Source organism: Novosphingobium sp. 9U (assembly GCF_902506425.1).
In the GTDB taxonomy this organism is placed as follows: domain Bacteria; phylum Pseudomonadota; class Alphaproteobacteria; order Sphingomonadales; family Sphingomonadaceae; genus Novosphingobium.
On the sequence record NZ_LR732469.1, the window covers coordinates 1460665 to 1476812 of the forward strand.

General features: G+C 66.2%; 11 protein-coding genes. 9 read left to right on the forward strand and 2 right to left on the reverse strand.

Translation table 11 applies throughout. From position 1 onward, the window contains the following. Window positions 1-109 precede the first annotated feature (109 nt). The 7 genes from GV044_RS06740 to GV044_RS06765 all read left to right on the forward strand — a co-directional run bounded on the left by GV044_RS06740 (window position 110) and on the right by GV044_RS06765 (window position 12163). Complete coding sequence (locus tag GV044_RS06740) at window positions 110-3232, forward strand: response regulator (RefSeq protein ID WP_159867160.1); 3123 nt, start codon at window positions 110-112, stop codon at window positions 3230-3232. A gap of 18 nt (window positions 3233-3250) precedes the next feature. Then, on the forward strand, window positions 3251-4117 hold the full coding sequence (locus GV044_RS06745) for a protein-glutamate O-methyltransferase CheR (RefSeq protein WP_159867163.1): 867 nt from the start codon (window positions 3251-3253) through the stop codon (window positions 4115-4117). After that, window positions 4107-5945 (forward strand): response regulator, encoded by a 1839-nt coding sequence (locus GV044_RS06750; RefSeq protein ID WP_159867166.1) that lies wholly within the window; start codon window positions 4107-4109, stop codon window positions 5943-5945. The genes GV044_RS06745 and GV044_RS06750 overlap by 11 nt, the downstream gene beginning before the upstream one ends. A gap of 104 nt (window positions 5946-6049) precedes the next feature. Continuing rightward, window positions 6050-6199, forward strand: coding sequence for a hypothetical protein (locus tag GV044_RS21805; protein WP_201299026.1), 150 nt, complete (start codon window positions 6050-6052; stop codon window positions 6197-6199). A 143-nt stretch (window positions 6200-6342) separates the two neighbouring features. Then, on the forward strand, window positions 6343-8259 hold the full coding sequence (locus GV044_RS06755) for a prolyl oligopeptidase family serine peptidase (protein WP_159867169.1): 1917 nt from the start codon (window positions 6343-6345) through the stop codon (window positions 8257-8259). A gap of 153 nt (window positions 8260-8412) precedes the next feature. Continuing rightward, the gene (gene purC / locus GV044_RS06760) at window positions 8413-9213 is read left to right on the forward strand and encodes a phosphoribosylaminoimidazolesuccinocarboxamide synthase (RefSeq protein WP_159867172.1); all 801 of its coding nucleotides are present in this window, start codon (window positions 8413-8415) and stop codon (window positions 9211-9213) included. Between the two features lie 103 nt (window positions 9214-9316). Continuing rightward, window positions 9317-12163 (forward strand): pitrilysin family protein, encoded by a 2847-nt coding sequence (locus tag GV044_RS06765; RefSeq protein ID WP_159867175.1) that lies wholly within the window; start codon window positions 9317-9319, stop codon window positions 12161-12163. Here GV044_RS06765 and GV044_RS06770 read toward each other — a convergent pair whose 3' ends face one another. After that, window positions 12164-13048 (reverse strand): oxaloacetate decarboxylase, encoded by an 885-nt coding sequence (locus GV044_RS06770; protein ID WP_159867178.1) that lies wholly within the window; start codon window positions 13046-13048, stop codon window positions 12164-12166. A gap of 85 nt (window positions 13049-13133) precedes the next feature. Continuing rightward, window positions 13134-13805, reverse strand: coding sequence for an HAD-IA family hydrolase (locus GV044_RS06775; RefSeq protein ID WP_159867181.1), 672 nt, complete (start codon window positions 13803-13805; stop codon window positions 13134-13136). Between the two features lie 60 nt (window positions 13806-13865). On the opposite strand from GV044_RS06775, the gene glmU reads away from it, so the two are divergent. Next, the gene (glmU, locus tag GV044_RS06780) at window positions 13866-15254 is read left to right on the forward strand and encodes a bifunctional UDP-N-acetylglucosamine diphosphorylase/glucosamine-1-phosphate N-acetyltransferase GlmU (RefSeq protein WP_159867184.1); all 1389 of its coding nucleotides are present in this window, start codon (window positions 13866-13868) and stop codon (window positions 15252-15254) included. Window positions 15255-15268: 14 nt separating this feature from the next. Then, a complete protein-coding gene (locus GV044_RS06785; RefSeq protein ID WP_159867187.1) occupies window positions 15269-16120 on the forward strand; it encodes a TIGR00266 family protein in 852 nt (283 codons plus the stop codon). Window positions 16121-16148: the final 28 nt, after the last annotated feature.

The following is a 16148-nucleotide window of genomic DNA, read 5'->3' on the forward strand; positions in this document are numbered from 1 at the left end:
CGAACGCTGGAACCATGCGGCTAGAAGTGTGTTGTCGCTAGGTTGTGGTGGATCGCGCAGACGGGGGATGCGGTCCCCTTGCCTTTCGCCTGTCCCCTAGAGATGATCGATGCCGGCCCAGCAAGGCTACGATAAGCGTTACATCCTGTACTACGTCTTGCCCGCATTGCTGGCGTTGTGTTTCATCGGCGACGTAAATTCGCCGCTTGGGCGCGCGGTGTGGGTCACGTATCTGATCCCCACGGTGCTGGCGTTCCTGGCGGTGCACCGGATCACCCCCTTGGCCGTGGCGCTGGCCGGCATTGCCCTGTCCATGGTCGGACTGGTCTATGCGCCGGCAGGCGTCGACCCGAGTATCTCGGTCTTCAATCGCACCGTCGGTGGCATCGTCAACCTGACGATCTCCGCCATCGGCATGACGTTCATCACCTACCGCATGGCCAATCGCCGACTCGCTTGGCTGCGCGAGGCGGAGGTCGATCTCGCCAAGGCGACCGCCGGTGATGTGACGCTTGCGCAAGTGGGCCAGGCAACCCTGGCGTGTCTGGCCGAGCGCTTCGGCGCGTCGGTCGCGGTGATCTACGTGCGTGATGCCGTCACCTTCCGCCGCACCGCGTCCTATGGCGTACCCGACAATGCCGCGATCCCCGATGAACTGGGCGAGAACGACGGCTTGCTCGGCGAGGCGATCCGCACGGGGCAAAGCCGCATTATCGAGGACGTGCCGACCGGTTACCTCGCCTTCGGAACCGCCCTCGGCAGCGCACCGCCCCGCACGCTGGTGATCGGCACCACGGCGACCGACGGTGTGGTCAATTCGGTGATCGAGCTGGGCTTTGCGGACAAGCGCGGCCATGTCGCGGAGGCGCCCGAGTTCCTGCGGCTCGTGTCCTCCTCGCTGTCGGTGACGCTCCGCTCGGCCAAGTACCGCTCCCGGCTCCAGGCGCTCTTGGCCGAGACGCAGCAGCAGGCGGAAGAGCTGCAGACGCAGAGCGAAGAGCTGCAGGCCACCAACGACGAACTGGAAGCACAAAGCAAGTTGCTGCTTGCCTCTCAGGCGCAGCTGGAAGACCAGCAGGCCGAGCTGGAACAGAGCAATGCGCAGCTGGAGGAGCAGACGGTATCGCTCGAAGCCCAGCGCGACGAACTGACTCGCGCGCAGGCCTCGCTCAAGGCGCAGGCCAGCGAGCTGGAGCAGGCGAGCCGCTACAAGTCCGAATTCCTGGCCAACATGAGCCATGAACTACGCACGCCGCTCAATTCACTGCTGATCATGGCGCGCCTGCTCGCCGACAATCGCCCCGGCACTTTAAATGCCGAACAGATTCGCTTCGCCGAGACAATCGAGACATCCGGCAACGATCTGCTGACGCTGATCAACGACGTGCTCGACATTTCCAAGATCGAAGCCGGCCGCCTCGAACTGGAGCCGCAGGCGGTGCCAATCGATGCCATCACCCGCAAGCTGCAAGCCGGCTTCGCGCCTTTCGCCGAGAAGAAGGGCCTCACCTTCCGCATCGCCAAGGCGCCCGATGCACCTGTTGAAGTCGAGACTGATTCGCTGCGGCTGGAGCAGGTGCTTCGCAACTTCCTCTCCAATGCGATCAAGTTTACCGAGCGTGGTGAGGTCGCGGTGGAGATCGCGGCTGCGGCGGGCGGCCGCATCCGCTTCACCGTGCGCGACAGCGGCCCCGGCATCGCTCCCGAGCAGCACGGTGCGATCTTCGAGGCGTTCCGCCAAGCCGATGGCGGCATTGCTCGCAAGTTTGGCGGCACAGGCCTTGGATTGTCGATCGCGCGCGAACTGGCGCAGCTGCTCGGCGGCGAAATCAGCCTCGAAAGCGAGCCGGGCAAAGGCAGCGCCTTCACGGTCGAGTTGCCGCTGACATTCGAGCCCGGCCACACCGTCACGCCGGGTGGGCTTGAGGCGGCCATCCGGCGGCCGGCTCCCTCTGCCAGCTCATCATCCGGCTCGTCGGCGGTACCGTCTCGCCAGCGCACCGCACCCGCCGTGCTCGACGATCGCGAAACACTCACCGGCGATTCGCGCCTGATCCTGGTGGTGGAGGACGATCCCGCCTTCGCGCGCATCCTGTTCGACCTTGCGCATGAACTCGGCTTCAAGTGCCTGATCGCCGGCACCGCCGACGAGGGCGCCCTGCTCGCGCGGCAATACGTGCCGCACGCCGTGATCCTCGACATGCACTTGCCCGATCACACCGGTTTGTCGGTGCTCGACCGCATCAAGCGCGACACCCGCACACGGCACATCCCAGTGCACGTCGTCTCGGCGGACGAGGACAACCGCGCCGCGCTCGAGAGCGGGGCGGTGGGCTACTTGTTCAAGCCGGTTAGTCGCGATTCGTTGATGGACATGCTGGAAGGCCTGGAAACGCGGATGGACCAGCGCCTTCGCCGCGTGCTGGTGATCGAGGACGACCCCAAGCAGGCCGAGAGCATCCACCACCTGCTCGCCTCGCGCGACGTCGAGACGGTCGAGGTGCACACCGCCGCAGAGTGCCTTAGCAAGCTGGGCAGCGAGACGTTCGACTGCATGGTCCTCGACCTCAATCTGCCCGACATGCCCGGCCTCGACTTGCTGGAGCGTCTTTCCGGTGACGAGAGCCTCGGCTTCCCGCCGGTCATCGTCTACACTGGCCGCGATCTCTCCTCCGAGGAGGAGATGCGCCTGCGCCGATACTCCAAGTCCATCATCGTCAAGGGCGCCAAGAGCCCGGAGCGCCTGCTGGACGAGGTGACGCTGTTCCTCCACCAGGTTGTGTCGGAACTGCCGGACGAACAGCAGAAGTTGCTCGCCAAGTCGCTCGGTCGCGACGCCGCACTGGAGGGCCGCCAGGTGCTGGTGGTCGAAGATGACATCCGCAACGTCTATGCGCTCACCAGCGTGCTGGAGCCGCATGGCGTGCAGGTCCGGATCGCGCGCAACGGGCTTGAGGCGCTGTCCGAACTCGCGCGCGCTGCGGATGGCGATGGGCGTCCCGTGGACCTCGTGCTGATGGACGTGATGATGCCCGAGATGGACGGGCTCACTTGCATGCGCGAGATTCGCAAGGACCAGCAATGGTCGGATCTGCCGATCATCGCGCTCACCGCCAAGGCCATGGAGCGCGATCACCAGGAGTGCCTGGAAGCGGGCGCGAACGACTACCTCGCCAAGCCGCTCGACGTGGACAAGTTGCTCAGCCTCGTGCGCGTCTGGATGCCCCGGTGAGAGCAAGAGCTTAAGATCATGAGCGGAGTGCGCGTGCCCGAACCGGTGGAGGACATCGAACTCGACCTGCTGGTCGAGGCGATCTGGCGTCGGTACCAGTACGATTTCCGCGACTACTCGCGCGCATCGCTTCATCGTCGGCTTGAGCGGGCGCAGGGGCATTTCGGCTGCACCAGCTTCTCAGAATTGCAGCACCGCGTCCTGCGCGATCCGGCCAGCCTCAACGCGCTGCTCGGCTTCCTGACCATCCAGGTGAGCGACCTGTTCCGCGATCCCGAGTACTTCCGCATGATCCGCGAGCAAGTGGTGCCGCATTTACGCACCTGGCCCTCGATCAAGGTTTGGATTGCCGGCTGCGCCAACGGCGAGGAGTTCTACTCGCTCGCCATCCTGTTCCGCGAGGAAGGCCTGGCGGAACGCACGCTGTTCTACTGCACGGACATTAACACCGCCGCGCTCCAGAAGGCCGAGGCAGGCATCTTCGAGATCGACCGCCTTCCCGGCTTTTCGCGCAACTATCGCGAGGCGGGCGGGCGCGGTTCGCTTTCTGACTACTACACCGCCGCGTTCGGCGCGGCGCGGTTCGACCCAACGTTGCGCAAGCGCGCCGTCTTCGCCGACCACAATCTGGCGAGCGATGCGGTTTTCTCCGAGGTTCAGCTGGTGTCCAGCCGCAATGTGCTGATCTACTTCGATCGCCCGCTGCAGGACCGCGCGTTGGGATTGTTCGCCCAGTCGCTGACCCAGGGCGGGTTCCTCGGCCTGGGCTCGAAGGAAACGATCCACTTCTCGCGCCATGCCGAACTCTTTTCCGACTTTGCTCCCGGCGAAAAGATCTACCGCCGCAACACCTTGCCAGCGCGGGAGCCGGCCCTTGCCGAATAGCGCCATCAAGATCCTGGCCGTCGACGATGTGAAGGAGAACCTCGTCGCGCTGGAGGCCGCGCTCGATCAGCCCGACGTGCAGCTGGTGACCGTCAGCAACGGCTTTGAGGCGTTGGAACTGCTGCTGCGCGACGATTTCGCGCTCGCCCTGCTCGACGTGCAGATGCCCGAGATGGACGGCTTCGAGCTGGCCGAGCTGATGCGCGGGACCGAGCGCACGCGCGCGGTGCCGATCATCTTCCTGACCGCCGTCGCTACCGACGAGCGCCGCAAGTTCCGTGGCTTCGAGGCCGGTGCAGTCGATTACCTGCTCAAGCCGCTCGACATCCATGTCCTCAATTCCAAGGTCGCCGTCTTTGTCGAACTGGCGCGGCAGCGGCGCGAGATCGCCCGCCAGCGCGACGAGCTTGCGATGGCGCTGGGTAGGTTGCGCGCGCACGACGACAATTCGCCGCTCGCCGTGGTCGAACTCGATGCCGATCTGCGGATCGTGACCTGGGCTGCGGGCGCGGAGCGGCTGTTCGGCTTTGGCGCGGCGCAGATGCTGGGTCAGCGGCTGGAAAACGCGCCGTTCCTCTCCGACGAAGACCGTGCCGGCGTGATCTCTTCACTGCGCGGTTTGTTCGCCGGGGAGGATCGGCGCGAGATGCAGGAGCATAGCTTCGTCCATGCCGACGGCTCGGTGCGCGAGGCGGAGTGGTACTGCTCGTCGCTCGCCGGCAGCGGCGCCCGCCAGCGCAGCGCCATGCTCCAGTTGCTCGACATCACCGCGCGCCACCGCGCCGAGGAGACGCAGCGCCTGCTCATCGGCGAGCTCAACCACCGGGTGAAGAACACGCTGGCGACGGTGCAGGCGATCGCCGCGCAGGGTTTTCGGCACGCGCGCAATCACGACGAGTTTCGGGACGCCTTCACCGGCCGCATCCAGGCGCTCGCCCGCGCACACTCACTGCTTAGCGCGACCACCTGGGAGCGGGCCAGCCTGCGTGGGCTGATCGCCGACCAAGTCGCGATCGGCGCGATCTCGCTCGACCGGCTGCGGCTGGAGGGACCCGATGTCGACTTGCCACCCGAGCTGTCGCTGCGCTTCGCCCTGGTGCTGCACGAACTGACCACGAACGCGCACAAGTACGGCGCGCTGTCGAACGACGCCGGCCATGTCGCGATCGCCTGGACCTTGGGCGACGGCTTGCTGAGCCTGGTGTGGAGCGAACACGGCGGCCCGACTGTCGCAGCGCCCGAGCGCAAGGGTTTCGGCACCACGCTGGTCATGAGCAGCCTGGCAGGCGAGGACGCCGACATAACGGTCGACTACGCCAGCGAGGGCGTGCGCTGGCGCATGGCGCTGCCGCTCGACCCGATCAAGCGCGCCCCCGCCGCGCCTGCGCCCGCGATCGTGCAAACGGTCGCACCTGCGCCTTCATCCGAGCGGGCCTGCCTGCCGCCGGGCATGACAGTGCTGGTGGTGGAGGATGAGCCCCTGCTCGCGATGGAACTGATGACCGAACTGGAGGAGGCAGGCGCCCTTCCGCTCGGCCCCGCTTCGTCATGCACGCAAGCCCTGGCGATGATCCGCGAGGAAGCGCCTGATCTGGCCCTGCTCGACGGCAATTTAAACGGCGAGCGGATCGATGCCGTCGCCGATGAACTGGCCACACGCGGGATCCCCTTCGCATTCGTCAGTGGCTACGGTCGAGAGCACCTGCCGATCGGCCATCAGGACCGCCCGATCATTACCAAGCCGTTCATCGCCGCGGAAATCTGCGATCTTGCCGGGCAACTCGCAGAGCAAGTCAGGACCGAACAGCGGCACCGCGTGATCGGCTGAGAGTTACCTCCAAAAGCGATGTTCTGCGTAGAGTTACGGGAACCAAGCTCTGTTCGCCGCATTGATCTTTCAGATCGCCGTACGCGGAACCGGGTAACCAGAACATGATCTCTTCGCGCTATCGCTCCAGTCGTCCCTACACCACCGCCACCCCGCGCCCTCAGATGGACGCGCAATCGCGGTACCGTGTCTATGGCCCGGTGCAGCCGATGGAAGAGCCGGGCTTTCTCAAGCGCTTGTTCGGTCGGCGCTGAGGCCCGCTCTCGATCCCTCCTAATTGGTGTCGAGCTTCCCGGCACCGATGTCCCCCAAGCGCGTTATTGCGACAGTGGCGTGCCGGCGGCAGACCGGACTACCGCTATCAATCGGGCATCCGCCAACAGGGGAGATCACTGAGATGTTGAAGAAGGTCCTGCTTGCAGCCGCAGCGCTGGCGCCGCTCGCACCTGCATATGCCGAGGCACCCAAGCCCGCCGCGCTCGTTGCCGACGGCATTCCGCCGGTCCCCGATGAAATTCCCGCCAGCATGCGCCCCTACGGCGAGAGCCGCAGCGCAGTGGCGCAGGGCTGGAATGCCAAGACCGGCGCGCTGATCGTCTCCACACGCTTTGGCAACACCGCTCAGCTCCACACCGTCTCCGGGCCGGGGATGAGCCGGCAGCAGATCACCTTCGAGGCAGAGCCGGTGCAAGGCCTGCCTTCGCCCGTCGGCGACACGCTGGTCATCCAGAAGGACATGGGCGGGAATGAGTTCTATCAGCTCTACCGCTTCGACCAAGGCCGCTTGCAGCTGCTGACCGACGGCAAGAGCCGCAACGAGTTCGGCGCCTGGAGCGAGGACGGCAAGCTCGTCGGCTACAGCTCGACCCGCCGTAACGGGACGGACAGCGATCTGTACGTGATGAACCCGCTCGATCCGAAGACCAACCGCATGGTGGTGCAGGTCAAGGGCGGCGGCTGGGCGATCACCGGCTTCTCGCCCGACAACCGCACGGCGTTGGTGCAGGAATACGTCTCGATCCAGAAGTCCAACTTGTGGCTGATGGACGTGCGTACCGGCAAGCTGACGGCGTTGGGCGATCACAACCAGAGCATCGCCTACACGGGTGCGACTTACGCGCCTGACGGCACTATCTGGGCGACCAGCGACGAGGGATCGGACTTCCAGCGCCTCGGCACGATCGATCCGCGCAGCGGCCGCTTCACGCCGAAGAGCCCGGAACCGCGCTGGGATGTCGACAGCTTCGAGATCGCGCGTGACGGGTCGTACATCGCCTATGTCGTGAACGAGAAAGGCAGCTCCAAGCTGCGCCTGCTCGATCCCAAGACCGGCGCGGTGCGCGAGGCGCGCAACCTGCCCCTCGGCGTGATCGGCGGGCTCCATGCCGGACCGGATGGCCGCCTGGCGTTCACGATGAGCTCGGCCAAGTTCCCTGCCGACAGCTTCACGCTCAGCCCGGTCTCGCTGGAGCCGACGCGCTGGACGCAGAGCGAGACCGGCGGCCTCGATCCCGCGCTCAACCCCGAGGCCGAACTGGTCGAGGTGAAGAGCTTCGATGGCGAGACGGTCTCGGGCTTCCTTTACCGGCCCGACCCCAAGAAGTTCCCCGGCAAGCGCCCGTTGATCGTGGACATCCACGGCGGTCCTGAGGGCCAGTACACGCCGGGCTTCCGGGGCGCCGGCAACTACCTGACCAACGAACTAGGCATCGTCGTCTTCGCGCCCAACGTGCGCGGCTCCAGTGGCTTCGGCAAGCGCTTCGTCAGCCTCGACAACGGGCCGACCAAGCGCGAGGATTCGGTGAAGGACATCGGCGCCTTCCTCGACACGCTGCAGAAGGACTCGCGCATTGACCGCGCGCGCATGGCGGTGACCGGCGGGTCATACGGCGGGTACATGTGCTATGCCTCGGCGATCCGCTACGGCGACCGCTTCAAGGCCGCGGACTGCATCGTTGCCATCAGTAATTTCGTGACGTTCCTGGAGAACACGCAAAGCTATCGCCGCGACTTGCGGCGGGTGGAATACGGCGACGAGCGCGATCCGGCGCAGCGCACCAAGCTGACCGAGATCTCGCCGCTGACCAGCGTCAACCGGCTGAAGATCCCGCTGATGGTGGTCACCGGGGCGAACGACCCGCGGGTGCCGGAGAGCGAAGCCAACCAGATCGTCGCCGCGGTGCGTGGCAATGGCGGCATCGCCTGGCACCTCGTCGGCAAGAACGAAGGCCATGGCTTCCGCAAGAAGGAGAACCGGGATTACGAGTCCTGGGTCGAGACGATGTTCTGGCAGAAGTACCTGTTGGCCCAGTAAGCTGTTTCAGTAACGGGGCGGGCCCCTCGCCTTTCCAATTGAGGTTCGCTGGCCTATATGCCATCGCGCAACCCCGGCCGAGCAGTTCGCACCCGCGCTCTGCGCGTGCCGGGGTCCGCTTTTTACGCAGTCAGGTTGCAAGGATTCTCGCCCATGTCCCGCAGGCGCCAGATCTACGAAGGCAAGGCCAAGATCCTGTACGAAGGCCCTGAGCCCGGCACCCTGATTCAGTACTTCAAGGACGATGCCACTGCGTTCAACGCGCAGAAGAAGGGCACCATCCAGGGCAAGGGCGTGATCAACAACCGCATCAGCGAGTATGTGTTCACCCGCCTCAACCACATCGGCGTGCCGAACCACTTCATCCGCCGCCTAAACATGCGCGAGCAGCTGGTCCGCCAGGTTGAGATCATCCCGATCGAGGTCGTCGTGCGCAACGTCGCCGCCGGCTCGATCTCCAAGCGCCTCGGCATTCCTGAAGGTGAGCCGCTGCCGCACACCTTGCTGGAATACTACTACAAGGACGATGCGCTGGGCGATCCGATGATCGCGGAAGAGCACATCGCCTGCTTCGGCTGGGCCACCAACGAGGAGATGCAGGACATCTCGGCGCTGGCGATCCGCGTGAACGATTTCCTCTGCGGCATGTTCGCGGCGATCAACATCCGCCTGATCGACTTCAAGCTGGAATTCGGCCGCATCTGGGACGGCGACTACAGCCGCGTGATCCTGGCCGACGAGATCAGCCCCGATGGCTGCCGCCTGTGGGACATGGTCAGCGGCGAGAAGCTGGACAAGGACCGCTTCCGCCAGGACTTGGGTGGCGAGGAAGAGGCCTATCAGGAAGTCGCGCGGCGCCTTGGCGTGCTGCAGGACGATCCGGGTCCGAGCGAAGTGTTCGACCTGACGGCGCACCGCGGTAAGCTGCGCGGGGGCAAGTCGACCTCGAAGTAAGCCGACCCCATCGTCGTCCCGGGTCAAGCCCGGGCGACGTAGCGGCTCGAAAATGCTTAACAGGCGCTTGTTTTCCCGTACCCAGTCGGGCACGTCACGGTAGATGCGTGCCTGCCTTGCCGTCCTCCTCGCCACCTCCGCACTCCTTTCCGGACCCGCTCTCGCCAGCAACGCCGACAAGCTTGCGCGCCAGGCGCAGTGGGCCTTCGAGCGCAGCGACATCCGCCCCGATCCGGCGTTCCGCTTCGGCCGCCTGCCCAATGGTCTGCGCTACATCATCCGGCGCAATGCCAGTCCGGCGGGTACCGCGCTGGTCCGCATGGACGTGGCCGTGGGGTCGCTGGACGAGGGCAAGAAGGAGCGCGGCTATGCTCACTTCGTCGAGCACATGGCCTTCAACGGCAGCACGCATGTCGCCGAGGGCGAGATGGTGCGCCTGCTCGAACGCCACGGCCTGGCCTTTGGAGCGGACACCAACGCATCGACCAGCTTCGACCGCACGCTCTACAAGCTCGACCTGCCGACCAACGACGCTGCCCTGCTCGACACCGCGCTCATGCTCATGCGCGAAACCGCGAGCGAGCTGACGATCGCGCCGGAAGCCGTCGCACGCGAACGCGGAGTGATCCTCGCCGAGATGCGCGATCGCAACACCTGGCAGCTGCGTGACACGATTGCGAGCACGCAGTTCCTCTACCCGCGCTCGCTCTTCGCCGAGCGCTTTCCGATCGGCACCGCCAAGACGCTCGACGCCGCGACGGCAGAGCGGCTGCGCGCGTTCTATCGCCGCGAGTACATTCCGCAGAAGATGACGCTGGTCGTCGTCGGTGACTTTGATCCCACGATCGTCGAACAGCGCATCCGCTCGCATTTTGAGAGCTGGCAGTCCGGCAAGGCGGAGCTGCAACCGACCGCAGGCCCCGTGCGCAGCAAGGACCATGGCCGCACCACGATCTACATCGATCCCGCCGTGTCGGAACGGGTAACAATGGTGCGCAGCGGGCCTTTGATGGACGAGCCGGATACCGTCGCACAGCGTCGCGAAAGCCTGCTGCGGCAAGTCGGCTACGATGTGATCAACCGCCGTTTCCTGCGGCTATCACGCCAGGAGGACCCGCCGTTCCGCGGCGCCGGGTTCGGCACCGGCAATGTCTTCGAGGCGGGCCGCTCGACCCGGTTGATCGTCGACACCGTGGATCGCAAATGGCGCCGCGGGCTGATCGCCGCCGCACGCGAGTACCGCCGCGCGCTCATCTACGGCTTCACCAAGGCCGAAGTGGCCGAGCAGGTCGCCAATATCCGCACCGCGCTGGAAGATGCCGCCGCCTCTTCCGACACGCGCACGAATGGCGCGCTGACCGGCGTGGCCCTGGCGCTGGTGACCGACCGAGTTGTGCCCTCGCTCCCCGCTGATGCGCTCGCCCGGTTCCGCGCGCTTGCTCCGCAGATCACGCCGGAGGCGGTGCTGGCGGCGATGCAGCGGGAAGCGGTGGCGATCGACGATCCGCTGATCCGCTTCCGCAGCCGCTACGAGCCCGCCGGCGGACCCAAGGCGATCCGCGCCGCCTGGGAAGAGGCAATGAAGGCGGAAGTCGCGCAGGAAAGTTCGACCGACCTTGCCGGCTTCGCCTACACAGACTTCGGCCCGGCCGGCCTCGTCGTCTCCGACCAGCGTGAGCCGACGCTGGGCATCCGGCAGGTGCGGTTCGCTAACGGCGTGATGCTCAACATCAAGCGCACCGCGATCGAGAAGGACCGCGTGCGCGCCAGCCTGTCGGTGGATGGCGGCGACCGGCTGGACACCAGGGCCAATCCGCTGGCGACCGAGATGCTGCCGTTCCTCGACGAAGGTGGCCTCGGCAAGCACAGTGCCGACGATCTCCAGACCATCCTGGCGGGCCGCAGCGTCAGCGACGCGTTCGGCACCGGCGAGACTAGCTTCGATGCCGACGCGCTGACCACGCCGCGCGACCTGGAGCTGCAGCTGCAGTTGTGGAGCGCCTTCCTGACCGACCCCGGATATCGCACCGAGGGCGAGGTCCAGTACCGCCACAACATGAACAACTACTTCGAGCAGCTGCGCGCGACGCCCACCTCGGCTCTTCGCGCGGAGTTGGGCGGCATCCTCTCTGACCGCGACCCGCGCTTCACCCTCCAGGATGTGAAGGCCTATCGGGCGCTGACCTTTGCCAAGCTGAAGCGCGACATCGGCGAGCGACTGGCGCACGGTGCGATCGAGATCGGCGTCGTCGGCGACGTGGACGAGGATCAGACGATCGCGCTCGTCGCCGCGACGCTCGGCGCCCTGCCCGCGCGTGAACCGGCGTTCCACGACGGCAAGGACCGCCCGCCACGGCCGTTCACCGCCGATCGGCGGCCGCGCGTGGTCCGGCATTCCGGACCGGCCGACCAGGCGCTGCTCCGCCTGACGTGGCTGACGCGCGACGACGCCGATCCGGTCGAAGCACTGAAGCTGCAACTGCTCGAGCGCGTGGCACGGATCGAGCTTACCGACACCTTGCGCGAGGCGTTGGGCAAAGCCTACTCGCCCAGCGCCGCCAGTTCGCTGTCGCGCACCTGGACCGGCTACGGTACCTTCGGCGTGGCGGCATCGATCGACGTGCGCGACGTCGCGGCCACGCGCGCGGCGATCCGCAAGACGCTGGTCGCGTTGCGCGAGACGCCGGTAGACTCCGATGTCCTGCAACGCGCGCGCCAACCCCTGCTGGAGGGGCTCGAAAACGGGCTCAAGTCGAACGAAGGCTGGCTGTCCCTCGTCGATCGCGCGCAGAGCCAGCCGGACCGCCTGGCGCGCTATACCAAAGCGAAGGAGCGGCTGTCGGCCATGACGACGAGGGACGTACAGGCCATGGCCGCCAAGTACCTCGACCCGGCAGTTGGCCTGGAAGTCCTGGTACTGCCCAACGGAGTGGCCGAACCCGCCGCCTGATCAGCTGGCGTGATTGGGCCGGGTTTGCCGCCCGGTCTTGTTCGCCCAGTCGACGATCAGGTCGTCGTAGAAGTCCTGGTCGATCAGCTCGTACTTTTCGGGAAAGTTGGCAAAGGCCTCGCGCGCGCTGGCTATCGAACCGGTCTCCATCAGTTCGCGTGCCATCCTGAGGTGATTGACCGCCGCGACCACCCAGCCGCCGGTCGCCATGTTGAACGCGGTACCCGGCACCGTGAACCCCATCGTCGCAATCGGGACCTTGCCGTCGAACGCTTTGACGATCTCGGCCACGGGCGCCGGACTCGGCGGGTAGAACAGCACGTCGGCCCCTGCCTCGACATAGGCGTGGCCGCGGCGGATCGCCTCTTCCATGTCACCGCCACCGCCGCCGCCGGCTTCGCTGGGGTAGAGCTCGTCGCAGCGGGCGATGATCACGAGGTCCTGGCCGCTGTCGCGCCGCGCCCGGACACCGGCATCGATCCGCGCCTGCTGGTCCTTGATCGACCACAGGCCGTTGACGAGCTTGCCGTGCTTGGGATTGCGCTCATCCTCGACGTGGTAGCCGGCGATGCCCTGCTGGATGTAGCGGCGCGTGTAATGGTACGCGTCCGCGACAGTCTCGCCCAAGGTGTCGGCGTCGGCGATCAGGGGAATGGCGATGGCATTGGCGATCCGGCTCGCCTGCTCGATCTGTTCGACCTGGCTGTATACGCCATTGTCAGGCACCGCGTAGTGGAAGGCGCTGCAGGCATGCCCGCCAAGGTAGGCGGCGGGAAAGCCGACGTGCTCGACAATCCGTCCGGTCAGCGCGGAGAAAGTGTCGCCCGCAACGAAGTGCTCGCCCTTCTCGATCAGCGCGCGCAGCTTCTCACCTTGTCCCGGCATCGTCCTGTCTCCCGATTTTTGTCTCGGCAAACGGTTGCACGGGGCGGCACGGGGCGCAATCGCCGGTGCGTTTCTTGAGCCCTGATCAGAGGCTTTCGAGCGTGGGTACCAGCTGGTCGAAGTGGTCGATGACGGCCGCCGCGCCCAGCTGGTCCGCCCGCAAGTCGTTGAAGCCGAAGCTCACGGCCACGCAGGGGATGCCGGCGGCCTGCGCGGCGCGGGTGTCGTACGTCGTGTCGCCGACATAGGCTGGCCGGCCGCCGCCGGCGCGCGCGACCATTTCGAGCAGCAGGTCCGGCCTGGGCTTGGCCCGGCCATCGCCGAGCGTGTCGCCGCCGATGATCGTGTAGAAGCGCCCGCTCAATCCCAGTTTGCCGAGCAGCTTGACCGCGAGCCCTTCGAGCTTGTTGGTCACAAGGGCCAGCCGCACGCCGCGGGCCTCCAGCGCGTCCAGCATCGCCGCACCGCCGGGATAGAGCTGCGTGTGCACGGCGATGTTGTCGCCGTAGAAGTCGATCAGCTCGGCGGATAGAGTATCGAAGCGCGCGTCAGAAACCGGACCGCCGGTCTCTTCCAGCGCGCGTGCGAGCATCTTGCGCGACCCGCCTCCGACGAGGTGCCGCACGTTCTCGACCGGGATGGACGCACGTCCTTCCAACGCGAGAGCATGGTTCACCGCCGAAGCAAGGTCGCCCAGAGTGTCGAGAAGCGTGCCGTCGAGATCGAACCCGACGATATCGAAAGGGAAGTCCGTCATCGCCGCCGCAAGTGGCGGCTTGTGGTGGAAACGGCAAGCATTTGCTGGCAAGTGCGGCACATGACTTCAGCCGGCCCTGACCCGACCTCGATGCCGACCCCGCTCGCCATCGTCATCCTCGCCGCGGGCAAGGGGACGCGGATGAAAAGTGACCTGCACAAGGTGCTTCATCCGATCGCCGGGCGGCCGATGCTGGAGCACCTGCTGGAGCATGCCGGCGAACTCGCGCCCGAGCGCCAGGTGGTGGTCGCCGGGCATGGTCGCGAGCAGCTGGAGCGCGCGCTTGCCGGACGCGCCACCATCGCCTTGCAGGAACCCCAGTTGGGCACCGGGCACGCCGTGGCGCAGACGAAGGCGGCTCTGGACGGCTTCGTAGGCGACGTCCTGATCCTCTACGGCGACGTGCCGTTCGTGCGCGCGCAGACGATGCAGTCCATGCTCGATCGGCTGCACGGCTCCGACGAGCCTCCGGTGGTCGTACTCGGCTTCGAGCCGGAGGATGCGCTGCAATACGGCCGCATCATCGCGCAAGGCGATCGCATCGAGCGCATGGTGGAGCACAAGGACGCAACCCCGGAACAGCGTGCCACCCGGCTGTGCAACTCCGGGCTGATGGCGGTCCGTTCGCAGGACCTGTTCGCCTTGCTCGACCGCGTCGGCAACGACAACGCGCAGGGCGAGTACTACCTGACCGACATCGTCAACGTCGCGAACGAAGACGGGCGGTATTGCGCGGTCGTCGTGACCGACGATCCCGACGAGGTCGCGGGCATCAATTCGCGCGGTGAGCTGGCGCAGGCCGAGGGACGCTGGCAGCAGAAGCGCCGCGCACAGGCCATGGTGGACGGCTCCACGCTGATCGCGCCGGAGACCGTCTGGTTTTCCTGGGACACGCAGCTCGGCCGCGACGTGACGGTAGAGCCCAACGTGGTGTTCGGTCCCGGCGTCACCGTGGCGGACGAGGTGGTCATCCACGCCTTCTCGCATCTGGAAGGCGCCACGCTGGAGAGCGGCGTGTCGATCGGGCCCTACGCGCGCCTGCGGCCCGGGGCCGTGCTCAAGAAGGGCTCGCGCGTCGGCAACTTCGTCGAGATGAAGCAGGCGGTGCTGGGCGAAGGCGCAAAGGCCAACCACCTGACGTACTTGGGCGATGCCGAAGTCGGCCCGGGCGCGAACATCGGCGCAGGCACGATCACCTGCAACTACGACGGCTACTTCAAGCACAAGACCGTGATCGGCCCGCGAGCGTTCATCGGCTCCAACAGTGCGCTGATCGCTCCGGTCAGGATCGGGGCCGACGCCATCGTCGGCGCGGGCAGCGCGGTCAGCCGCGATGTCGGCGATGGCGAACTGCGCCTCGTGCGGGCTGAGCAGCTGGTGAAGCCCGGCTGGGCCGATAGCTTCCACGACGCGATGAAGAAGAAAAAGGCCGAGAAGTTCGCCAAGTAACGAGGAGCAATCCGATGCCGAACAGTCCGTGGCAGCACAGCCGCAACGCCGCAATCAGCGACGATGTCGATTTCGAGATCAAAGGCCAGGAACTGCAGTTCGTCGAGATCGAGCTCGATCCGGGCGAAAGCGCGGTGGCTGAGGCCGGCGCGATGGTCTGGAAGGACTCCAGCATCGACATGACCACGGTCTTTGGCGACGGTTCGACCAGCCAGGGCGGCAGTGGCTTCATGGGCAAGCTGCTCGGTGCGGGCAAGCGGCTGGTGACGGGGGAAAGCCTGTTCACCACCGTCTTCACGCACCAAGGCAGCGGCAAGGCACGTGTGGCCTTCGCCTCGCCGATCCCGGGCTCGATCGTGCCGCTGCGGCTCGACAGCGTCGGCGGTCGGCTGATCTGCCAGAAAGACGCGTTCCTGTGCGCCGCGCGCGGCGTCTCGATCGGCATCCACTTTCAGCAGAAGATCATGACCGGCCTGTTCGGCGGCGAAGGCTTCATCATGCAGCGCCTCGACGGAGACGGCTGGGTCTTCGTGCAGATGGGCGGCACCGTGATTGAGCGCGAGCTGGCGCCGGGCGAGGAGCTGCACGTCGACACCGGCTGTGTCGCCGCCTTCACGGCCGACGTTGACTTCGACGTGATCCGCGCCGGCTCGATCAAGTCGATGTTCTTCGGCGGTGAAGGCGTGTTCTTCGCGCGCCTGCGCGGCCCCGGCAAGGTGTGGATCCAGTCACTGCCGTTCTCGCGCCTCGCTGGACGGATGATGGCGGCGGCCATGCCGATGGGCGGGCAGAACCGCGGCGAAACCTCGCTGCTGGGCCTGGGTGCGCTCGGCGGTCTGGGTGCGATGATCAGCGGCGACGATTGAGGCTTTTATCGACGCTCAGCCGGTCGCA